The sequence below is a fragment of the Burkholderia diffusa genome, from assembly GCF_001718315.1.
Classification (GTDB): Bacteria; Pseudomonadota; Gammaproteobacteria; order Burkholderiales; family Burkholderiaceae; genus Burkholderia; species Burkholderia diffusa_B.
The window spans coordinates 2,187,299-2,209,457 of sequence record NZ_CP013363.1; the positions used below are offsets into that span (position 1 = coordinate 2,187,299).

A 22,159-nucleotide genomic window follows, 5' to 3' on the forward strand; every position below is an offset into this window, starting at 1 on the left:
CCGATGACGACATCGCTCCGCACGCGTTCTGCGTTGCGACGCCGGCGGCGCCCGGCGCTGCATGCCGCACTCGCCGCGCTTTGCTGCACGTCCGTGCTGTCGCTCGCCGCGCCCGCCGACACGTCAAGCAGCATCTTTCCGCCGTGGCAGGACGGCCGCAACAACGACGCTACGAACCGCGGCCTCGAATTCACCGTGCCGCAGGTCGACGTGCTCGCCGATTTCCATGGCGATCTCGCCGCGCCAAAGCTCGTGCTGTACGTCGGCGGCAACTACTTCTTCGCGATGGCACCGCTCGTCGCGAAGTTCGAGGCAGATCATCCCGAGTACCGCGGCCGCATCTACTGGGAAACGATCCCGCCCGGGCTGCTCGTGAAGCAGATTCACGCCGGCGGCACGATCACCGTCGGCAACATGACGTGGACGGTCAAGCCCGATGCGTATTTCGCGGGGCTCGGCAAGATCGACCAGCTGATCGCGGACGGCACGCTCGAAGGCCCGGCCGTGCCCTACGTGACGAACCAGCTGACGATCATGGTGCGTGCCGGCAACCCGAAGCACATTACGGCGCTGGCCGATCTCGCTCGGCCCGACGTGAAGCTCGCGATGCCGAACCCGGCATTCGAAGGCGTCGCGCGGCAGATCCGCGCATCGCTCATGAAGGCCGGCGGCGACGCGCTCGCTCGCATCGTCTACGACGACAAGGTGCGCGCCGGCACGACGGAGCTCACGCACATCCATCATCGGGAAACCGCGCTGTTCCTGATGCAGGGGCGTGCCGACGCCGGCGTGCTGTGGCAATCGGAAGCCGCGTTCCAGGAACAGGTCGGGCATCCGCTGATGCACATCGACATTCCGGCCGCGCACAATACGACGGCAATCTATGCCGGTGCGTTGGTGAAGAATGCGCCGCATCCGCAAGCCGCGCGCGCGTGGCTTGCGTTCATCCGGTCACCGGAGGCGTTCCGGATATTCGCGCGCTACGGCTTCGGGCAATACGACGCGACGGCACCGACACCGAATCTCGCGCCACGGCAGGACCGGCCCGATGCGGGCTGAGCGCGCGGGTGCGCAAGCCACAAGACGGACATCCAGGAGGGGACACGTGAACGATTCGGTCGACATACCGCGACGCCGGTCCGTGCGGCTGCTGCTCGCCGCGGCGGCACTGTTCGCCGGCAATGCCCACGCGGACGATATCGCACTTGGCAAGACCATCGCCACCCAGGGCACGACGACGGGCGCGGCCGCATGCATCGGCTGCCACGGCGCGCAAGGCGAAGGCAACGCGGCCGCCGGCTTTCCGCGTCTCGCGGGCACGAACGCCGCCTACCTGTCCGCGCAACTCGCCGCGTTCGCGGACGGCAGCCGCCAGAACGCGGTCATGCAGCCGCTCGCGAAACAGCTGTCGCCGCACGATCGCGACGCAGTGTCCGCATACTTCGCGAGCCTGCCCGCGCCGCCCGCCATTGCCGCTTCCGACGCCACCTCGATCGACCCGGCGAACATCGGCGCATGGCTCGCGACGCGCGGACGCTGGTCGCAGGGCCTGCCCGCGTGCGCGCAATGCCACGGCCCGGGCGGCCTCGGCGTCGGCACCGCGTTTCCGCCGCTCGCCGGCCAGCCCGCCGCATACATCGCGGGCCAGTTGAACGGCTGGAAGCACGGCACGCGGGCGCCCGGCCCGATGGCGCTGATGCCGATGATTGCCGGCAAGCTGTCCGACGCCGATGTCGACGCGGTGGCGGCGTACTATGCGCGCGGCGGTGCCGCGAACGGAGAAAAACAATGATCGACCGCACGACGTTGATCCGCGGCGCGCGCGCCGCCCTGCTCGGCGCGGTCTGGATGCCCGCGCTCGCCTGCGCGGCGGCGCCGCAGGACGCACCGGCCACCGCTTCCGCCCCTGCGGCGGCCGCGTTCCCTGCCGCGATGACGGCGAAGCCGTTCACGCCTCCGCCCGAATCCGCGATACCCGCCGACGACTTCGGCAAGACCGTGAAGCTCGGCGAGCAGATCTTCCTGCACACGCCCGAATACGCGGGCAAGTACGTCGGCAACAAGCTGACCTGCGCGAGCTGCCACCTCGACGCGGGCCGCCGGCCCGATTCGAGTCCGATGTGGGCCGCGTACCTGCTGTACCCGGCCTACCGCGCCAAGAACGGCCACGTGAACACGTTCGCGGAACGCCTGCAGGGCTGCTTTCGCTACAGCATGAACGGCAAGGCGCCGCCCGCCGGCGACCCGATCCTGGTTGCGCTCGAAAGCTATTCGTACTGGCTCGCGAAGGGTGCGCCGGTCGGCACGAAGCTGCCGGGGCAAGGCTTTCCGAAACTGCCGCCGCCCGCGCGAAAGGCCGACTACGCGCGTGGCGCCGCCGTCTACACGCAGCACTGCGCGCTGTGTCACGGCGCGGACGGCCAGGGGCAATCGAGCGGCGGCAAGCCGGTCTTTCCGGCGCTCTGGGGTGCGCGCTCGTTCAACTGGGGCGCGGGCATGGGCGACATCCGCAATGCGGCCGGCTTCGTGAAGGCCAACATGCCGCTCGGGCTCGGCGGCACGCTGACGGATCAGGAAGCGTGGGACGTCGCGACCTTCATGGATAGCCACGAGCGCCCGCAGGACCCGCGTTTCACCGGCTCGGTACAGGATACGCGCGCGAAATTCCACGACACGCCCGACTCGATGTACGGGCGCGAGGTGAACGGCCGCGTGCTCGGCACGCCGTGAAGCCGGGCCGCCCCGCACGGCGCGGCGCGGCATGTCCGATCACGGATGCCAGCGATACACGACGAGGCTCGAGCCGTTGTAGTTGTCCTTCGTGATCACGTATTCGCCGGTCGAGCGCAGGTACGCACGGATGCCATACATCGAGTCGACGTCGTTGCCGACGTCCATCGCCGACGTGTTCGAGTTCGTCAGCGTGGTCACGAGGCTGCCGGTGTTCAGGTCGAACACGTCGACGTTCGGTACCGTGTGCACGTAGCCGACGAACAGGTAGTGGCCGGCCGCCGCCATCGATTTCGGATTCGCGCTCGTCAGGTTGATCGCGACGTTCGGCGTGCTCGTGTTGCCGGCCTTCCAGCCGCGATAGACCTCGATGTGCCCGTTCATCGCGGTCCAGTCCCAGCTGCCCGAGATGCCCTGCGCGAGGATCATCGTGTCGCTGTCGGCCTGATAGATGATTCGCGTGAGCGGCAGCACGGTGCGCGGAATCGGGATCTGCACCGGCTTGCCCCAGGTCGGTTTCCCGGTCGCGTCGAAACCCGTCATCGGATAGTGCGAGATGTTGTTGGTGCGATCGAGGCCGGCCCACACGTCGCCGTTGTCGTCGAGCGCGAAACCGGCCGTCACCTGCAGGGTCGTGTTGAACGGCTTGCCGGGAATCGAGCCGTCCGGAATCGCGATGTAGCCGCTCGCGGCGTTGAAGTGATAGATGTTGTAGTTCCCCGGGTTCTGCCCGGTCGCGACGAGCATCCGCGTGCCGTTCACCAGCGCGAGCTGGCCGAAATGCTGGCCGCGCTGGTAGTCGTTCATGTCGAGGCGCGGGTCCTTCGGATAGCTGAACGGATCGATCGTGTTCGCGACGAACGTGCCACCCGCGGTGCCGGTGTATACGTTGTTGCCGCTGTAGAAGAACGCGCCGTCGGTCGCCGGATCGGGCGCGGCGGCACCCTCGAAGTTCAGCGCCTGCAGCTTCCATTGCAGCGCGCCCGTCGGGCCGTACGAATGAAGATCGGTGCTGCCGTTGCGCCCGAGATCCCAGCCGCCGCCCCACGCATTGTTCAGCACGTACAGATTGCCGGCCGCGTCCTTGCCGATGCCTGCAACGCGCGTGAAGCGCTTGTCGCCGACCTGCCCCTTGATGCCAGAAGTCGTGTCGAGATACCCGCCCTGCACGCCGAACGTGCCGAGCAGCACGGGCTGGCCCACGAGCGTGTAGATCTTGATGTTCATGTCGGGGCCTTCGTCGCCCACCAGCAACTGGCCGCTCGGCGCATCGAAATACAGCGACGCCGGCCGCGCGCGGGCCGCCATCTGGATCGTGCTCATCGCCGTGCCCGTCGGGCTGAACTGCGCGACGACGCCCGCGCTCTTGCGCGCGACCCAAAGGTTGCCGGCCGCGTCGAGCGCCAGCGCGCCGGGGCCTGACACGCCGATGTCGCGCTGCCACACGCCGTCCGTCGTGTAGACCCGCACGCGGTTGCCGTAGAAATCGCTCGCGTACAGCAGGTTGCCGGTTGTCGCGAGACCCGTGATCACGTCCGCGTACTGGACGCCCGTCCACGTGCTGACGGGAATGCGCAGGTCGCGCAGGTTCGTGCTGCGGTTGTAGCGCCCGACCGAGCCGCTGCCGAACGTGCGGTTGTAGCCGAGCGCGACGAACAGCGAGTTCGCGTTGCCGGTGATCGCGCCACCCTGGAATTCGTCGTGAATGCCGATCGTGCCGAGCGTCTGCCCGTTCTGGTAGATCGCGACGCCGCCCGCGTTCTCGTCCCAGCGTGACGCCGTATAGATCACGCCCTCGGGGGCGACCCATAGCGAACGCGCACCGTTGCCGACGTGCGCGGCGAGCGTGCCGAACGTGTTCGCAAGCCAGTCGGTCGTGTATTGCACTTGCGCGTGACCGACCGGCGCCAGCATTGCCATGCACAATCCAAGCAATGCCGCACGAATTTGTTTCGATAACATGAACGATGCTCCCGGACGATCGCTTTTAGATACTCTAATTCGCTGCGTATGAAATATTGGTGATTTTTTCAAAAAGATGTTCAATTGCACTGCGAATGATTCATTAGGTTCTTTTACCGCGCGGCACCGATGACAGAAGAAGCATTGCTCCCGGCACCGCATCGCTCCCCCCGTCCGACAGCGCTCTCGCAATTCTGGCCGCCCGGCACTTTATTCCGATCCGACCAATACGAATGCGTCATTTTTTCTGATTTGCGTGTATTGAATTCCCATTTCAGGCAAATCGACTCAATGATTACAAATCGAAATTAAAATGAAAGAGAAAAAATATTGCGCGGGGCCCGCTGCATTGCCGGGAAAACCATGAACATATGAAATAAGGCAATGCGCGGCGGAATGCCGTTGCCGATGAAGATGGGGACGAGAATGAAGGCCGGGATGTACCGCGCATGGCGCGCCGCGCGATGCGGGCGGCGACGATGAGGAAGGCGGCACGCCGGCGTCGCGGCCGGTTCAGGTCAGCTTGCGCTGTCGAGCGTCGGGCCGTGCCGGCCGTCGAGGTACTTGAGCAGCACATCGACGACGTCGATCATGCGCTGCGGGTGGAACTGGCATCGACAAGCAGCGAGCCACGCGACCGGCGGCCCGCGTCGCGCGCAGGCCGCCGGTCAAGCGCGTGACGTCAGAACTTCTGGCGCAGGCCGAGGCTGACGATCGCCTGCGACCGCGAGTCGGACGAGTGGCCGTTCGCCTTGTCCGACACCGATGCGGTCGCGGCCACGGGCCGGCCGAGCGCGTCGAGCGTCGTGCCGGACGCATGCTGGTACGCGCCGAGCAGGTACACGCTGGTGCGCTTCGACAGGTCGTAGACCGCGCCGAGCGTGACGTTGTGATACTGCGCGCGGTTGTCGATGCCGTCGACGTCGCTGCCGCGCGTGTAGCTGTAGCCCGCGAACAGCTGCGTCTGCGGCTGCACGTTCCAGCGCGTGAACACGCCCGCGACGTTGAAGGTCGCGTGGCCGTTGAACAACGACTGAGCACCGCTGCGGTACTGCACGTTGCTGTAGTTCACGCCGACCACGGCCGGGCCGAAGTCGTACGTCGCGCCGGTCGCGATGATCTGCTGCGACTGCGCGCTCGCATAGCCTTCGTTGATGGACGAGTTGAACAGGCCGTCGTCGGTGCTCTGCCACTTGCCGGCCGTCGGGTCGGCCGCGCCCGTCTTGCTGTTGTCCGAACGCTCGTAGCCGACGCCCACGCGCAGCGGCCCAGCCGCGTATGCCGCGCCGACGCTCCATGTGTTGCGCTGCTTCATGCTGCCCGGCTGGCTGCCGAAGCCGTACAGCGCGCCGAACGTGAAACCCGCATAGTTCGCGCTCGTGTACTTGATCGAACTGTCGACGCGCGCGGTCTGGTCGAGATCGTCGATGTCGCCCGGGTGCGCGCCGAAACCGCCGATGAACGACGAAGGGGCGACCGGGCTCACGAAGTCGTCGAGCGACGTGTACTGGCGGCCGAGCGTGACCGTGCCGTAACGCGTGCTGCCGACGCCGACGAAGGCCTGCCGGCCGAACTGGCGACCGCCCTGGCCCGATGTGCCGTTGGCGATGTCGAAGCCGTTCTCGAGCACGAACAGCGCGCGCATCCCGCCGCCGAGATCCTCGGAACCCTTGATGCCCCAGCGGCTGCCGGACAGGTTGCCGGTGGTCAGGCCGACGTTCGAATGCCCTGTGTAGGCGCCCGGCGAGCCGACCCGTTCATTGCTGCGATAGGTCACGCCGGCGTCGACGATGCCGTACAGCGTGACGGAGCTTTGCGCGGATGCGATGCCCGCGAGCGAAAGCAGCAGCGGTGCTGCGATCAGTTGCTTGTTCATGGTTTTTAGCGTCTCCGGGTGGTGAACCCGTTGTTCTATGCGAGTAGCGCGTGCGGTCGGGAGATCCGCCGGCAGGCGAGGCCGGCAGCGTCCGCACACGGGAACGCGCGCGTGCGATACGCGCGCGCGGCGTCGCGGCGAGCGTGCCCGCCACGGGTGCCATGGTAGTTGGAACCGGTTCCGATCGACAGCGCAATAATGAAAACAATTTCTTGCCGCAATCGAGATAATCGACCGCGCAGCGAACGCCGCTGTACAGCGCGACGACACGCACCCGATAATCGAGCACCCGCCTTCCACAGGGAGCCTCCGGCATGCATCAAACGACTCTGCTGATCTTCGCCGCCGTCGCGTTCGTCGGAATCGCGACGCCCGGCCCCACCGTGCTGCTCGCCCTGACGAACGGCTCGCGCTACGGCGTGCGCCGCGCGGCCTACGGCTTCGCCGGCGCGATGCTGTCCGACTTCGTGCTCATCGTCGCGGTCGCGCTCGGCCTCGGCGCGCTGCTGATGGCGTCGGCATTCTGGTTCTCCGTGGTGAAATGGCTGGGCGCCGCCTACCTCGCGTATGTCGGCATCCGGCTGCTCACGTCGAAGGGCTCGCTCGATGTCGCCGTCGCGCAAGGCGGCACGGTGCACGGGCGCAACGCATCGATCTTCGCGAAGAGCTTCCTGACCGCGGTGACGAATCCCAAGGGCTATCTGTTCTTCTCCGCGTTCCTGCCGCAGTTCCTCGATCCGTCCGCCCCGCTCGCGCCGCAATACGTCGCGCTCGCGGTCACGTTTGCGCTGCTCGACGGGGCGGTGATGTTCGGCTACGCGCTGCTCGGCGCTCGCGCGGTGCAGTTGCTGAAGCGCTCGGGTGCGCTGTGGCTCGAACGCACGTGCGGCGCGATGCTGCTCGCACTGGCCGGTTCGCTCGCGCTGTACCGGCGTCATGCCGCGTAGGCGCGTCGGCATGCGCGCCGCATCGTGCGTGACGGGTGTGCGATGAGGATCGCCGCGCCGCCCCGCTCCGGTTTCCCCGGCCTGTCGCTCCGGCAGCTCGAGCGCGCGGACCTCGACGCGTGGTACGCGTACCTGTCGCAACACGATGTCGTCCGCCACACGAGCTGGAATCTCCGTGCGCGCGACGATCTGCTGCCGCTGTTCGACGGCATCGAATCGACTCATCCGGATTCGATCCGCCGCCTCGCAATCGTCGACGACGCGTCCGGCGCACTCGCGGGAACGATCGGACTCCATACGGTGTCCACCGCGAACCGCTCGGCCGAGATCGCGTTCGACCTCGCACCGTCGCACTGGGGGCGCGGCATCGCGAGCGTGCTGTGCGCGAACGTCACCGCGTGGGCGTTCGCCGAAGGTGGTTTCATGCGCATCCAGGGTGTCGTGCTGACCAGCAACACCGGCTCCGCGCGCGTCCTGCAGAAATGCGGCTACCGGTACGAAGGTTTGTTGCGCGCGTACCGGATGGTGCGCGGCATGCCGGGCGATTTCGCGATGTACGCGCGCGTCGCGACCGACTGAAGCTCGCCGCGCTCAGCGCGTATCGCGCCATCGACACGATTGGACGATCCACGCCGAATTCGCGACAATCGCCATTCCCCGCCTCGACTGACTCACCATGAAAATCGCCGCGCTGTCCGACATCCATGGCAACCTCGCCGCGCTCGACGCGGTGCTCGACGACGTGCGCCGCCGCGGCGCGGACGTGATCGTCAACCTCGGCGACATCGTGTCGGGCGCGCTCCATCCGGCCGACACGGCCGACCGCCTGATCGCGCTCGACCTGCCGACCATCAAGGGCAATCACGAACGGCAACTGCTGACCGGCGAGCGCGACACGATGCGGCTGTCCGACCGCTGGGCGCACGACACGCTGCGCGACGACCATCGCGCGTGGATCGCCGCGTTGCCCGAGCATCTGACGCTCGGCGACGACGTGCTGATGGTGCACGGCACGCCCGCCAGCGACCTCGTCTATTTCCTCGAAACGGTGACGCCTGATGGCTGCCGCGCGGCAACGCCCGATGAAATCGCGCAGCGCGCGGGCGATGCGCCGGCGTCGCTGATCCTGTGCGGGCATACACATGTGCCGCGCATCGCGAAGCTCGACGACGGCCGTGTGATCGTCAACCCGGGCAGCGTCGGACTGCAGGCATACATGGACGATCTTCCGCATCCGCACAAGGTCGAAACCGGTTCGCCGCATGCGCGCTACGCGATGGTGTCGCGTACGCCGGCCGGCTGGCGCGCCGAGTTCCATGCGGTCGAATACGATTGGCATACGGCCGCCGCCACCGCGGCATCGCGCGGCCGCGACGACTGGGCCGTCGCGCTGCGCACCGGCCGTTGCTGACACGGCGTCGCCCTTCGTTCACCACGCTTCGTTTCCCGGAGACCCGATTCGCCATGCCCGTCCCGTCCCAACTGCTTTTCCTGCCCGGCGCGTCGGGCAGCACCGCGTTCTGGCAACCGCTCGCGAGCCGTCTCGCGCATCCGGCCGAGCGACGGATCGTCGGCTATCCGGGTTTCGGCGACACGCCGCGCGATCCGGCCGTCGACGACTTCGACGGCCTCGTGCGCCATGTGCTGAACGCGATCGACCGGCCGACCGCCGTGATCGCGCAGTCGATGGGCGGCGTGATCGCGATGCGCGCGGCGCTCGAACGGGCGGCGCTCGTCACGCACCTGGTGCTGACGGTCACGTCCGGCGGGCTCGACATGCACGGACTCGGCGCGCAGGACTGGCGCACCGGCTTCGCGGAAGCGAACCCGCGGTTGCCCGACTGGTTCCTGACGTTTCGCGCCGACCTGTCGCATGACCTCGGCCGCATCGCGCAGCCCACGCTCCTGCTGTGGGGCGACGACGATCCGATCAGTCCGATCGCGGCCGGCCGGCGGCTGCTCGAACGGCTGCCCGATGCGCAGCTGCATGTGGTGCCGGGCGGCCGCCACGATCTCGCGGCGGTGCATGCGGATACGCTTGCACCGCTTGTCGACGCGCATTTGCAGCGCATGTGACGCGAGCCGCTTCGACGCGAATCCCGCAACGCCCTCGATACCTTTGACGCCGCATCACGCAACGTTCGCCAGCGTCAACCGCGCTTCGAGCCCGCCGCCGTCCGGCCGATTACGCAACGTGAGCGTGCCGCCCATCGCGAGCGCGAGCTGACGCGCGATCGCGAGGCCGAGCCCGGTGCCCCCCGTCTCGCGATTGCGCGACGTCTCCACGCGCCGGAACGGTTCGAACACCGCGTCGAGCTGATCGTCCGGAATGCCGGGCCCGCGATCGAGCACCGCAATGACCGCACCGCCGCCCGGTGCCGCCCGCACGTCGATCTCGGCCGCGCCCGCGAACTTCAGCGCGTTGTCGACGAGGTTGCCGACGATCCGGCGCAGCGCCTTCGGCCGCGTGACGAGCGCGAGCGCGCCGCCGCTGTGCAGCGCGACATCCTGCCCCGCATCCGTGTAGTCGCATACGATGCTGTCGAGCAGCGCATCGAGATCGATGCGGCGCGCGGCCTCTTCCGTGCCGTGCAGCGTGCGCGCATACGCGACGCCTTCCTTCACCAGATGCTCCATCTCGAGCAGGTCCTGGCGGAGCTTCGCGCCCTGTGCATCGTCGTCCATCACGTCGACGCGCAGCCGCATCCGCGTGATCGGCGTCTGCAGGTCGTGCGAGATCGACGCGAGGATCTGCATGCGCTCGGCCATGTATTGCGCGATGCGGTCCTGCATCGCGTTGAACGCGCGGGCGGCACGCGCGACTTCGGACGGGCCGTCCTCGTTCAGGCGTTCGCCCTTCAGGTCGGGGCCGAGCGCGTCGGCCGCCTGCGCGAGCTGCTTCAGCGGCCGCGTCGCGAGGCGCACCGCGAGCCAGCAGCACGCGGCCAGCACGGCAAGCTGCAGCGCGAGCACAACCGGCAGCCAGCCCGACAGCGGCACCGTCGACATCGGGTGGATGTCGATCGTCAGCGGCGAGCCGTCGGTCAGGCGCAGATGCACCTGCAGATGCTCGCGATCGCCGGGGAGCGCGTTCGCGGTCAGCGGGTAATCGCCGCCGATGCCATCCGAGATCGAGCGCTCGACGCGCGCCGAGAGCCGCGCCTCCGGCGGCGTGCCCGTTTCGCCCGGTCCGAGGATGAACGTGTAGCTGCGCCGCGCGAGACGCGGCAGCCACGCGGCGCGCTGGTCGGGCGGCAGGTGGTCGAGCAACGCGACCGAGCTCGCGACCTCGCGCTCGATGTAACCCATCATCAGGTTGGTGGTCGCCTGGTCGCGCTCGGTCACGGTGAGCCAGAACGACAGCGTCTGCGCGAGCGCGAGGCCCACGCACAGGATCAGCGCGAGCCGCGCGAACAGCGAGCGCGGCCAGTGCCACCGGGTGCGCGTGTTCATGCGTCGCCTTCGACCGCGGTCACCGCCGACGAGAACACATAACCCTCGTTACGCAGCGTCTTGATGTAGCGCGGCTCGCGCGCGCCGTCGCGCAGGCGCTGCCGCAGCCGGCTCACGAGCAGGTCGATCGACCGGTCGAACGGATCGGACTGCCGGCCTTGCGTGAGATTGAGCAATTGGTCGCGCGTCAGCACGCGCTGCGGATTGTCGAGGAACACGCGCAGCAACCGGTACTCGGCGCCGCTCAACGCAACCATCGTGCCTTCGGTGTCGAGCAGGTGACGCCCCGTCGTGTCGAGCCGCCATTCACCGAATGCGAGCATCGCGGCCGTCTCCGTCACCTGCATGCCGGGCGGCAGCATGCGCGCGCGGCGCAACACCGAGCGGATCCGCGCGAGCAGTTCGCGCACCGCGAATGGCTTCGCGAGATAGTCGTCGGCGCCCATTTCGAGGCCGATGATGCGGTCGGTTTCCTCGCCGCGCGCCGTCAGCATCAGCACCGGCACCGTCCGGAACTTGCCCGCGCGCAGGTCGCGACACAGCGTCAGGCCGTCCTCGCCGGGCATCATCAGATCGAGCACGATCAGGTCGGGCGCGCCATCGTCGAGCACGTTGCGCATCTCGCGACCGTTCGCGGCGAGCGACACGCGCATGCCGTTCTTCTCCAGATAATCCGCGATCAGTTCGCGGATCGCGCGATCGTCGTCGACGATCAATACGTGGTCGATCTTGTCCATGAGTCGGTGTCGTTGGCGTGATGTTCCGGCTGGCGATGTCCGCTTTTATACCGCACCGCGGGTGCGCGTTTGTATCCCAATGTATCGCGCCGCCGTGACGACACACAACATTGCACACGCGCGGCTTGCCGGACACACCGCAGATACGTCGGCGCGGCCCAATGACGGCTGTCGAAACCAGTCCGGCCGACGCATTCGCGCGGCGGCCGGCCGAACCGGAGAACCGTCATGCTGCCCAGATTCAGGACCGCCGCCCTCGTGATCGCTCTCGCCGCCACGGCCGGGCTCGCCGCGTTCGCCGGCACCCGCGACGACGCGGGCCCGACCGCGTCGCTGGCCGGCACGCCGGCGCCCGAGTTCACCGGCATCGAGCGCTGGCACAACAGCGCACCGCTCAAGCTAGACCGGTTGCGCGGCAAGGTCGTGCTGGTCGATTTCTGGACGTACTCGTGCATCAACTGCATTCACACGATCCCGTACGTGAACGACTGGTACCGGAAATATCGCGACCAGGGGCTCGTCGTGGTCGGCGTGCATACGCCCGAGTATCCGTTCGAACGCGATGCGAAGAACGTCGCCGATGCGGTCAAGCGTTTCCGCATCGAGTACCCGGTCGCGCAGGACAACCACTACGACACGTGGCGTGCGTACGGGAACCAGTACTGGCCCGCGCTGTACCTGGTCGACGCGAACGGGAAGGTCGTCTATACGCGGTATGGCGAGGGCGGGTATGACAAGACGGAAGCGGCGATCCGGGGGGCGCTGGCGCAGGCACGAGACGGCGAAAAACGGGGGCAATAGATCGCACCGGCGGCCGTTGAGACAACGATTGGAAGGAGTGGTCACGTGTACCGTGCGTCATAACCGGGCGCCTGCGATTTTCTCCACGGCGGCTCTTGCGCCAGGCCCACCGTTTCAGGAAACCCTTTCAATATTGAGATGCGCGATCACGCGACGCGGCTACGATGGCGGCTCTCCGAGAGGGTCGATTAATGAAACGAAGAATTGCAGTCGTTGGCGATAATCTTTCAACGGGTGGAACAGTTGGCCCATGCGACGCCCCACCGTTCCTTGTACACGGGCATCAGGCAGCCCTGATTGGAGGTAGTGCATTCTGCACCGCGTGCCAGAGTGTCGGCATCATCGCAAAAGCGGGCGGCCCATACAGAATCAGGTTCCGGGGAGAAGTTGCGCTGGATGGTGACGTGGTCCTGTGCGGCTGCGCAATCCCACCGCACATCGTTGCGCTGCGTGCTGGCGAAGCTTGGTGCAATGACAGGATCAAGAGTCTTGGGGAAGTCGTTTCGAGCCGTACGATAACGGGCGGCATAGCATCGGTCACGAAAGGCGCTTTCGACGAGCGTGTAAGGGCGACCGAGGAGGTAACGGAAGGGTTGCCCTACTACATCGAAACCTCCGACGGTCGCATGCATTTTGGACGTCTTGACGCGAGCGGCAGGCTACCCCGTATCCATACAGGCGACGCGGCTAGCGACTACATCGTCTACTGGGGTGATGACGCGCTCTCGATGCAAAGCGGGCGGTAACTGATGCCACACACCGAACCCACCAAAGTCCGCACTACCGACAGGAAAGGCTCAGAGAAAGATGTGCCGATAGCAGGCGTCACCTTCAAGGAGCTTTGGGACAACTTCCCGCCCGGCAATCCATACCACGACCCAGCGTATGCGAATCAATGCGCCATTCGCCTTAGCATTACTCTGCACCGTGTCGGTGTAGGAATGAAGTCGTTCAATGCAAAGACCGTCAGACCGATGTTGGGCGCAAAGACGATCGGCCGTATCCTTCTTGACGGGAAACCTACCGCAACACGTGCTGACGAACTTGGTGCATGGTTGCAACTACAACCGTTCGCCGGCCTTCCCAAAGCCGAAAACATCACGGGGGACGATTGGGAAGCGATGGTCAAAGGCCGCACCGGTATCATCCAGTTCTCACGATACTGGACGCGCAGCGGCGAGTCGGCCGAGAACGCAAGCGGCAGTCATATCGACTTGTGGAACGGATCGCTACTTACCGTCAGCAGCGTGCCTGGTTTCGTAGCAACGTTTGGCCGTGCCTTCGGGATACACGCGCTCCTACCCGGTACAGATTTTGGTTGGTCCAATCTGCGCAACTCCAAACAGATTCTCTTTTGGGAAATCAAATGATGCGACGCTCCCTCGCTACAGTGGCTTTCGCTATCGCGGGCCTCGTCAGCGTCGTTGCCTGGGCAGCGATAGACGCGCGCATATGCGCCGGATTCGATCGATTTTGTGCGCCGCGTCCCGGTGAATGCGGTGGCGGCGTTGACGCCTGCGCCTCCACCCTTCATTCGACTCTCTCTCTATTTGGGTATGTGTTCGGACCACCGGCCATCTTTGCGGCTTTGGGCTTCATCCTGTTTGCTCGCCGCCGCCGCCCGCTGGTTATATTCGGATACTTCGCAGTTGCGGTCGCAACGCACTGGTTTTTGACATTCCTGAGCGTACGCATACTGCACACTTGATCTCGGCCCCAAGTACGCCCGCCTCGCTACAGCGCGACTATTCATTCTTGCGGACCGCCTCCGCCAGCATCGCCTCCCCGATCGCGAGATTCCCGTTGGCGATCAGCGCATCGCCCGCGCCTCGAATATCGTCGACCGCCTTGTTCTGCCCGAGCTTGCGCTTGCCGACGAGTCGCGTGATCTCGATCTGCAGCCCGACGATCGACTGCAGCATCGTGTCGAGATAGTCCTTCGGCGCGTCGGCCATCTTCCACGGCACCGGCTGCGACGCCTCGTGCGTGCGCGTCAGCCGCGCGACCACGCCGCGCACGAACTTCTCGTCGTCGCGCACCGTGATGCGCCCGTGCGCATGCACGACCACGTAGTTCCACGTCGGCACCTGCCGATGCGCGGCGTGCTTGCTCGGGTACCAGTTCGGCGAAATGTACGCGTCGCCGGCGCGGAAGATCACCAGCACCTCGTCGCCGTTCGCGACGTCCTGCCAGACAGGATTCGCACGCGCGACGTGCGCATGCAGCTCGCCGAGGCCGCCGTCGCCCGGCAGCAACTCGAAAGGGAGGTGGTTCGCGTCGAGCCCGCGCTTCCCATGCGTGACCAGCGTGCCGAACGGATGATCGACGATCAGTTCGCGCAGTGCGTCGGGGCGGGATTCGGCGAAATCGGCAGGCACATACATGGCGGCTCCACGGTCGGACAGGGTTCGACGAAACGGGCCGGAACCGGCCCCTCGTGCGCAGATTGTGCCCGCTAACTGGTTTATCCTGTAGAGCCGGTTTCGAACAATTTCAGCAGACCAGAATCATGGCCCGAACCGCCCGGATCGTCGAAATCCCGTCGCTCGGCGTGCTTGACCGCGCGGCCGGCGACCTGAGTCGCCAGCTCGCGCAAGCGTTGCGAAATGCAGTGCGGCGCGGCGACGTGCGCCCGGGCGACACGCTGCCGTCCACGCGGCTGCTCGCGACGTCGCTCCAGGTTGCGCGCGGCACCGTCGTCGACGCGTATGCGCAGCTCGTCGCCGAAGGCTTCCTGGAGTCGCGCGGCGGTGCCGGCACGCGGGTCGCGAACGCACTCGCCGAGTCGTCTTTGCCGGCTGACGAATCACCCGCGCCCCGCGAGCGCGTCGCGCACACCGGCCTGCCGGAACCGGCCGCGACGTTCGCGCGGATCGCCCGCGAATTCCGTCCGCTGCCGGCCGTGCCGTTTGCGATCTCGGTGCCGGTCGGGCTCACCGCGCCCGACGATATCTGGCGCCGGCTCGGCAACCGCCTGCGCGCTCGCGGCGCCGGTGCGCCGTCGGGTTATGCCGATCCGCAAGGTGCGCTGCCGCTGCGCGAAGCGATTGCCGATTACGTGCGCCGCTCGCGCTCGGTGCGCTGCACCGCCGATCAGGTCGTGATCACGAGCGGCACGCAACAGGGGCTGCACCTCGCGAGCCAGGTCCTGCTCGGCCCGAACGATCGCGCGTGGGTCGAGAATCCCGCCTATCGCGGCATCACCGCGCTGCTCGAGAGCACCGGGCGACATGACGCGATGGTCCGCGTGCCGGTCGACGCGGAAGGCATCGACGTCGAGGCCGGCATCCGTCTCGAGCCGGACGCACGCGCGGCGTTCGTCACGCCGTCGCACCAGTATCCGCTCGGGATGCCGATGAGCATGGCGCGACGCAACGCACTGCTCGGCTGGGCGCGTGTGCATCGCGCATGGGTGGTCGAGGACGACTACGACAGCGAGCTGCGCTACGAAGGCTATCCGTTTCCGTCGCTGCAAGGCCTGGATCCAGAACACGTGATCTATCTCGGCACGTTCAGCAAGATCCTGTTCCCGTCGCTACGGCTCGGCTACGTGATCGCGCCCGACGATCTCGTGCCCGCGTTCTGCGGCGCGCGCGTGCTGATGGATCGGCACGCGCCGACCACCGATCAGCACGTGCTGGCCGCGTTCATCGCGGAAGGACATCTCGACCGCCACATTCGCCGCGTGCGCGGCGTCTACTCGGAACAGCGCGCGCTGCTGATCGATACGCTCGGCAAGCGGCTGCCGCGCGAGCGCGCGTGGGTTCAGCCGGGCGATCAGGGGATGCACGTCGTGCTGTGGCTCGCGCAAGGGATCGACGATCTCGACGTGGTGGCGCGCGCCGCGCAGGCGGGCGTCGCTGTGCGCGCCGTGTCGCCGATGTTCGCGCCAGGCACCGCGCGTCCCGGCCTCGTGCTCGGCTTCGGCGGGTTCGATCGCGCGCGGATGGAAGCGGCCGCGCAGCGGCTCGCGGATGTCGTCGGCGAAGCGGCCGGCATCGTTTCATCGGAAGAATCGCGGCGGCGCATTCGACCAAAGATTGTCCGCGGGAAACAAACGTAATCGTCTGTAAATCCTGCAAGAAAACGGGCTGTTTGGCCGGCGGCGGCGGTGCTCGGTTTGCTACGATCGCGCCTTTTCAGCTCGCGCTCCTGCCGCCGTGAATCGCTTCGTGTCGTTTCTCCGAGACCTGTGGCTTCGCTGCCGCGTCGGAGCCCGCGTGCTGGGCGCCGGCGCGTGGCATCGCCTGCGTCATCCGACGCGTCGCGGCGTCGCGCTAACGCTCGCCGCCATACCGGTGCTCGGGCTGCTGACTCTGCTCGCGTTCGTCCCGTTTACGCCGAGCATCGGCGACATCCGCAAGGCGCGCATCGACCGCCCGGCGCGCGTGCTGTCGGCCGACGGTCAGCTGATCGCCGAATTCCGGCCCGTCAACCGCGAGTGGGTGCCGCTCAAGCAGATCTCTCCGCACATGGTCGACGCACTGATCGCGACCGAAGACCACCGCTTCTACGCGCATCACGGCATCGACTGGCGCCGCACGCTCGCCGCCGGGCTGCACACGTTCTCGGGCAGCCGCCAGGGCGGCTCGACGATCACGCAGCAGCTCGCGCGCAATCTGTATCCGGACGAAGTCGGCCGCGCGCCGACGCTCACGCGCAAGGTGAAGGAGCTGATCACCGCATTCAAGATCGAGACGGTGTACAGCAAGGATGAAATTCTCGAAACCTACCTGAACACGGTGCCGTTCCTGTACAACGCGTACGGCGTCGAGATGGCCGCGCGCACCTATTTCGGCAAGTCGGCGGACCAGCTCGACATCGTCGAAAGCGCGACGCTCGTCGGGATGCTGAAGGGCAACAGCTACTACAACCCTGTGCTGAACCCGGAGCGCGCGGTGCAGCGCCGCAACATCGTGCTCGCCCGGATGGCTTCGATGGGCATGCTGTCGCCGCGGCAGCTCGCGCAGTTGCAGCGCCGGCCGCTGCGCGTCGACTTCGAACCGCAGACCGCGCAGCCCGGTCCCGCCCCTCACTTCGCGGTGCAGTTGCGCAAGTGGCTGATCGCATGGGCGGACCGCAACAACTACGATCTCTACGCCGACGGCCTCGTCGTGCGCACGACGCTCGATGCGCAGTTGCAGGACATGGCGACGCAAGCGCTGACGCAGCAGACTGATCGCCTGCAGGTGATCGCCGATAGCGCATGGCGCAACCCGTCCGGCTGCGGGCTGCGCAACGACCTGTTCCGCGGCTTCATCCGGCAGACACCCGACTATCGCGCCGCGCGCGATGCCGGGCTCGCCGATGCGGCGGCGCTGAAGCTGCTCGGCGCGAATCGTGCGTTCATCCGCGCGTTGTGCGAGCGCAAGACGCAGGTACAAGCCGGCTTCGTCGCGATCGATCCGCGCAACGGCGCGATTCGCGCATGGGTCGGCAGCCCCGACTTCGGCAGCGAGCCGTTCGATCACGTCGTGCAGGCGCGGCGCCAGCCGGGCTCGACGTTCAAACCGTTCGTCTATGGCGCCGCGTTCGCGGACGGCATGCGGCCGAGCGATACGTTCGTCGATCGTCCTGTCGCGATCCCGATCGGCGCGCACGCGGTGTGGCACCCGACCGATGCCGAACCGCCGACGGACGCGCCGATGACGCTGCGCGACGCGCTTGCGCTGTCGCGCAATCGCATCACTGCGCAGGTGATGCAGCGCGAAGGCGCGGCCCGGGTCGCGCAGCTCGCGCGCGCGATGGGCGTGCGCGACAGCACGCTCGACGCGGTGCCGTCGCTCGCGCTCGGCACGAGCCCCGTCACGCTGAAGGAAATGGTGTCCGCGTACGGCACGATCGCGAACCGCGGCGTGTACGTCGCGCCGCAGATGATCACGCGCATCGAGGATCGCGACGGCAAGGTGCTCGCCGCGTTCGGCAGCGCGCCGCCCGAACGCGCGCTGCCGGTGGCCGCGGCACAGACGCTGGTCGACGTGATGCGCGGCGTCGTCGATTACGGGACCGGCGCCGACATCCGCTCGCGCTACGGAATTCGCATCGACGTCGCAGGCAAGACCGGCACGACGCAGGACAACACGGACGGCTGGTTCATCCTGATGCATCCGCAACTGGTGGCCGGCGCCTGGGTCGGCTTCGACGACGGCAGCGTGACGCTGCGCAGCGACTACTGGGGTGCGGGTGCGCACAGCGCGCTGCCGATCGTCGGCTCGTTCTACGATGCGGCGCTGCGGGCGCGCGCGATCGATCCGCATGCGCAGTTCTCGCCCGACTTCCGGCCGCGCAGTGCACCGGCGCCGGCACCGAGGCGGCGTCCGCACCCCGGGTTGTTCGACTGGCTGAAAATCTTCCGCTGACCAGTGCGCGACAACGATGCTTCGTTTACCTGAACGAAGCGATCCGGGCACGCGCCGCGTATCGCGTTCCGCGGCTACACGTTGTTCGCTTTCGCGGGTGAGCTGCGTCAACTCCGGAGCGATGCGCCGGCCGACAACGCGCCCAAGCCGGTCGCAAGCGTCGCCGCGAGCGCATCGAAAGTCCTTCGTCGCATCGTCGGGCCGGCTGTCATCAGTCCGCCGTGTCGCCGCTCTTCGGAAGCTTCGACCATGCATTGCGCCCCGGCGCCGGCGACCATGCCGGACGCGTCTTGCGCGCGCTGTCGATCACCACCAGGTAGCGGCCGGCGATCGGCGTGATGTCGCGATCGCGGCGCAACACCCACAATGATTTGCCGGCCTCCACACGCGCCTGATAGTCGTCGTCGAGGAGGCCGTGCCGGTCCAGGAACGTGTTCAGCGAAGCAGGAATCCGCACGCACCCTTTCGAGTGCCGGATGCCGAGCAGCGGCTCGAGGCGATCGGGATCGGTCGCGTGCATCTGGAAGCGCATCGGCGACTTGCCGCCCTTGCCCCAGCCCCGCTCGCCGTCCACCCAGCCGAAGTCGTAGATGCGCATGTCGCGCACGCCGTAGCCGCGAATGCCGTTGTCGTTCGTCGTGCCTTCCGCGCGGAAGTCCATGTTGTCGGGTGAGTGGTGGAACACGCCGAGCGGCGTCAGGAAGTGATCGTATTTGCCGGGCCAGCCGGTGCCGACCGGCGACGCGCCGATCATCAGCCACGCGTTGGACGGCGTCGCGCGGAAGTAGATGAACAGCGCCTGCACGTTCGGTGCGCGGTCGACCATCGCGACGTATTCGCCGGCCAGGTCGCCGAGATCCGCGTCGGCGAGCGCATTCTGAAGGCGGACACCATACGCGCGCTGCTCGCTCGCGGGCACGTTCAGGCGTCGCGTGACTTCCTGCGTGAAGCGCTTGCGCATGTCGATCGCACGCTCGGTCGCGTTCTTCGCCTCGTCCGCCGACAGCGGCGGGTGCCGGCGCGGCGGCGTCGGCGCGGGTGCCTCGGCCTCGCTTGCCAGTGTGCCGGATGCGGCCGACGCAGCCGATGCCGGGGAAACCGTGGACGCGGCCGATGCCCCCGATGCCCCCGATGCGCCGCTGACAGGTGACGCATGCGCCGGCGAAGCCGGATGCGCGGCCGAAGCGGTCGATGACGAAGACGTGGCAGTGGCCGACGGCACGTCGGACGCGGCCACGGCCGGCCGCGCGACAAGAACGGGGATCGGGACAGCGGCCGCCAGCCAAACATACGTGGCGACCGCGAGGGAACGGCAACGCGGCTTGGGCAACCGCCGCGTCAGGTCGGAGAGCATCATGCGATCGAAGCCATCGGCCGATCCGGCCGCCGCACGTGGCGAACGGCGCATCTGCCGCGCGAGCCATCGACACGCCGGTCACACGCATGTGCCCGGCGCCGACGCCTCTTCGCGGTGGAGCCGTTCGCACTGCAACGCGTTCGGCCAATGGCGGCTAATGAGTCGTCAGGTCTTTCATTCTACCCGCGCGGACACGAATCGGCAGGGCCGCCCCCTCCCGGTTTCGCGGTGGTCTTGCGCTTCGTCACGCCTTGTTTCAACTCGTTGCCGCATGCGACATGCGAGTGCGCCACCCGCGTCTACTTCGAAATGGTTTCGAGCGCGATGCCTTTTGTACGCGGCCCCATGAGCCCGATCGCGGCCATCACGATCGCCATCGCGCCGGCGATGAACGCGAATACGCCGAACGTACCGAAGCCCTTCAGCACGGCCGCGATCACGAACGACGAGAAGATCGCCGAGAAGCGGCTCCATGAATAGACGAAGCCCACCGCGCGCGCACGGATCGACGTCGGGAACAGCTCGGCCTGATATGCGTGGAAGCTATACGACATGATGTTGCTGGCGAGCGTAAGACCGATGCCGAGTACGATCAGGAACGCGCCGACTGTCGTCTGGCTGAACAGCAGCCCGCAGACGACGATCGCCGCCGCCATCGCGACGATCACCGACTTGCGCTCGAAGCGGTCGGCGATCACGAGGCCGATCAGCGGGCCGAGCGGCGCCGCGAGCGCGATCACGCTCGAATACATGAGGCTCGACGTGATCGTGATGCCCTGCTTGATCAGCAGCGTCGGCACCCAGTTCGCGAAGCCGTAGAAGCCGACCGTCTGGAACACGTTGAAGATCGTCATCATGATCGTGCGGCTGCGATATGGCGGCACCCACATGTCGCGGAAGCTGCCGCGCGGCGGTACCGGCTCGGCAGGCGCGGGCGGCGGCAGCGGCCGGCCGTATTCGGCTTCGACCTTCGCCTCGAGTGCGCGCATGATGCGATCGGCTTCGTCGACGCGCCCCTGCTGCGCGAGCCAGCGCGGGCTCTCGGGCAACGCGCGGCGAATCCACCACACGAACAGCGCGCCGTGCGCGCCGATCAGCACGACCCAACGCCAGCCGTCGAGGCCGAGCGGTGCATGCGGCACGAGCAGGTACGCGAGGAACGCGACGACCGGCACCGCGACGAACCCGACCGCCTGCTCGCACGCGAACGCACGACCGCGGATCTGCTTCGGCACGAGCTCGGAGATGTATGTGCCGATCGTCACCATCTCGACGCCGAGGCCGAGACCGACGACGAAGCGCCAGAAGTTCAACCCGCCCGCCGTGTCCTGGAATGCCATCACGACGTTGGCGGCGGTGTACCACAACAGCGACCACGTGAAGATCGCCCGGCGACCGAAGCGGTCCGCGAGGAAGCCGCATGCGATCGTGCCGATGAAAAGGCCGGAGAACAACGCGGCGATGAAGCTCGCGACGCCCGTGGTGCCGAACAGGCCGTGCGTCGTCGCGGACAGGATCCCGCTTTTCACGAGGCCCGGCGCGACGTAGCCGCTATACAGCAGATCGTAGAGTTCGAAGAAAAAGCCGAGGCTCAGCAGCACGACGAGCTTCCAGACGCTGCGGGTCGGCGGCAGGCGATCGAGGCGGGCTGAAATCGAGCCGGCGTCGATGGAAGAGAACGAGGCGGCTGCCTGTGGAAAGCTGTCCGTTGAGACCATCTTGGTCGTGTCTCCTGATCGTGTCGTGTGTTGTTGTCCGGCGGCCAACGGGCCACCGTCGGGCGATTCGCTGCATTGTACCGGCACGCCGCGCGGCCCGCGTGGCATGGCGAACCGGTTCGGACACCCCACTTTCGCGCCGAATATTGTGTAAATTCCGTAACCGTCTGTCGGATCTGTAAGGTGCGCCGCCGCCGCGATGTTCCGCTACCGGAGTGC

General features: G+C 67.1%; 19 protein-coding genes. 12 read left to right on the forward strand and 7 right to left on the reverse strand.

What is annotated here, in order from left to right; all coding sequences use genetic code 11:
- Nucleotides 1-3: 3 nt before the first annotated feature.
- Genes WI26_RS25035 through WI26_RS25045 form a run of 3 tightly spaced genes read left to right on the forward strand, consistent with a single transcriptional unit; the run spans nucleotide 4 to nucleotide 2,730 of the window.
- The gene (locus WI26_RS25035; protein WP_069227535.1) at nucleotides 4-1,059 is read left to right on the forward strand and encodes a molybdate ABC transporter substrate-binding protein; all 1,056 of its coding nucleotides are present in this window, start codon (nucleotides 4-6) and stop codon (nucleotides 1,057-1,059) included.
- A 46-nt stretch (nucleotides 1,060-1,105) separates the two neighbouring features.
- Nucleotides 1,106-1,792, forward strand: a complete 687-nt coding sequence (locus WI26_RS25040; RefSeq protein WP_059538184.1) for a c-type cytochrome — start codon at nucleotides 1,106-1,108, stop codon at nucleotides 1,790-1,792.
- A complete protein-coding gene (locus tag WI26_RS25045) occupies nucleotides 1,789-2,730 on the forward strand; it encodes a c-type cytochrome (protein WP_069227536.1) in 942 nt (313 codons plus the stop codon). The genes WI26_RS25040 and WI26_RS25045 overlap by 4 nt, the downstream gene beginning before the upstream one ends.
- 39 nt (nucleotides 2,731-2,769) lie before the next feature.
- Here the strand turns inward: WI26_RS25045 and WI26_RS25050 are convergent, their stop codons facing one another.
- Both WI26_RS25050 and WI26_RS25055 read right to left on the reverse strand, forming a co-directional pair.
- Nucleotides 2,770-4,692, reverse strand: coding sequence for an SMP-30/gluconolactonase/LRE family protein (locus WI26_RS25050; protein ID WP_069227537.1), 1,923 nt, complete (start codon nucleotides 4,690-4,692; stop codon nucleotides 2,770-2,772).
- Between the two features lie 682 nt (nucleotides 4,693-5,374).
- Nucleotides 5,375-6,568 (reverse strand): porin, encoded by a 1,194-nt coding sequence (locus tag WI26_RS25055; protein WP_059464528.1) that lies wholly within the window; start codon nucleotides 6,566-6,568, stop codon nucleotides 5,375-5,377.
- A 314-nt stretch (nucleotides 6,569-6,882) separates the two neighbouring features.
- On the opposite strand from WI26_RS25055, the gene WI26_RS25060 reads away from it, so the two are divergent.
- From WI26_RS25060 to WI26_RS25075, 4 genes are all read left to right on the forward strand, one after another.
- The gene (locus tag WI26_RS25060; protein WP_059464529.1) at nucleotides 6,883-7,515 is read left to right on the forward strand and encodes a LysE family translocator; all 633 of its coding nucleotides are present in this window, start codon (nucleotides 6,883-6,885) and stop codon (nucleotides 7,513-7,515) included.
- Between the two features lie 42 nt (nucleotides 7,516-7,557).
- Nucleotides 7,558-8,094, forward strand: coding sequence for a GNAT family N-acetyltransferase (locus WI26_RS25065; RefSeq protein WP_069227538.1), 537 nt, complete (start codon nucleotides 7,558-7,560; stop codon nucleotides 8,092-8,094).
- Nucleotides 8,095-8,191: 97 nt separating this feature from the next.
- Nucleotides 8,192-8,926 (forward strand): metallophosphoesterase family protein, encoded by a 735-nt coding sequence (locus tag WI26_RS25070; RefSeq protein WP_069227539.1) that lies wholly within the window; start codon nucleotides 8,192-8,194, stop codon nucleotides 8,924-8,926.
- 53 nt (nucleotides 8,927-8,979) lie between these two features.
- Nucleotides 8,980-9,591, forward strand: a complete 612-nt coding sequence (locus tag WI26_RS25075) for an alpha/beta fold hydrolase (protein ID WP_069227540.1) — start codon at nucleotides 8,980-8,982, stop codon at nucleotides 9,589-9,591.
- Between the two features lie 54 nt (nucleotides 9,592-9,645).
- Here the strand turns inward: WI26_RS25075 and WI26_RS25080 are convergent, their stop codons facing one another.
- On the reverse strand, nucleotides 9,646-10,968 hold the full coding sequence (locus tag WI26_RS25080) for an ATP-binding protein (protein ID WP_069227541.1): 1,323 nt from the start codon (nucleotides 10,966-10,968) through the stop codon (nucleotides 9,646-9,648).
- Entirely contained in the window at nucleotides 10,965-11,705 is a 741-nt protein-coding gene (locus WI26_RS25085) for a response regulator (protein WP_059464534.1), read from the reverse strand. Before WI26_RS25085 ends, WI26_RS25080 begins: the two co-directional genes overlap by 4 nt.
- A 228-nt stretch (nucleotides 11,706-11,933) precedes the next feature.
- Here WI26_RS25085 and WI26_RS25090 point away from each other — a divergent pair, with 228 nt between their 5' ends.
- From WI26_RS25090 to WI26_RS25100, 3 genes are all read left to right on the forward strand, one after another.
- Nucleotides 11,934-12,506, forward strand: coding sequence for a thioredoxin family protein (locus WI26_RS25090; protein ID WP_069227542.1), 573 nt, complete (start codon nucleotides 11,934-11,936; stop codon nucleotides 12,504-12,506).
- A gap of 191 nt (nucleotides 12,507-12,697) precedes the next feature.
- Nucleotides 12,698-13,252, forward strand: a complete 555-nt coding sequence (locus WI26_RS25095) for a PAAR domain-containing protein (RefSeq protein ID WP_069227864.1) — start codon at nucleotides 12,698-12,700, stop codon at nucleotides 13,250-13,252.
- Nucleotides 13,253-13,255: 3 nt separating this feature from the next.
- On the forward strand, nucleotides 13,256-13,876 hold the full coding sequence (locus tag WI26_RS25100; protein ID WP_069227543.1) for a type VI secretion system amidase effector protein Tae4: 621 nt from the start codon (nucleotides 13,256-13,258) through the stop codon (nucleotides 13,874-13,876).
- A gap of 375 nt (nucleotides 13,877-14,251) precedes the next feature.
- Here WI26_RS25100 and WI26_RS25105 read toward each other — a convergent pair whose 3' ends face one another.
- Nucleotides 14,252-14,890, reverse strand: coding sequence for an FMN-binding negative transcriptional regulator (locus tag WI26_RS25105; RefSeq protein ID WP_069227544.1), 639 nt, complete (start codon nucleotides 14,888-14,890; stop codon nucleotides 14,252-14,254).
- 125 nt (nucleotides 14,891-15,015) lie between these two features.
- Between WI26_RS25105 and WI26_RS25110 the strand changes: the two genes are divergently transcribed.
- Nucleotides 15,016-16,569, forward strand: a complete 1,554-nt coding sequence (locus WI26_RS25110) for a PLP-dependent aminotransferase family protein (RefSeq protein ID WP_069227545.1) — start codon at nucleotides 15,016-15,018, stop codon at nucleotides 16,567-16,569.
- A 97-nt stretch (nucleotides 16,570-16,666) separates the two neighbouring features.
- Nucleotides 16,667-18,865, forward strand: a complete 2,199-nt coding sequence (locus tag WI26_RS25115) for a penicillin-binding protein 1A (protein ID WP_069227546.1) — start codon at nucleotides 16,667-16,669, stop codon at nucleotides 18,863-18,865.
- A gap of 211 nt (nucleotides 18,866-19,076) precedes the next feature.
- On the opposite strand, the gene WI26_RS25120 is transcribed toward WI26_RS25115, so the two are convergent.
- The gene (locus tag WI26_RS25120; RefSeq protein WP_069227547.1) at nucleotides 19,077-20,273 is read right to left on the reverse strand and encodes a hypothetical protein; all 1,197 of its coding nucleotides are present in this window, start codon (nucleotides 20,271-20,273) and stop codon (nucleotides 19,077-19,079) included.
- A gap of 248 nt (nucleotides 20,274-20,521) precedes the next feature.
- Nucleotides 20,522-21,940 carry an MFS transporter gene (locus WI26_RS25125; RefSeq protein ID WP_059914788.1) on the reverse strand — a complete coding sequence of 473 codons (1,419 nt, stop codon included), beginning with the start codon at nucleotides 21,938-21,940 and terminating at the stop codon, nucleotides 20,522-20,524.
- Nucleotides 21,941-22,159 lie beyond the last annotated feature (219 nt).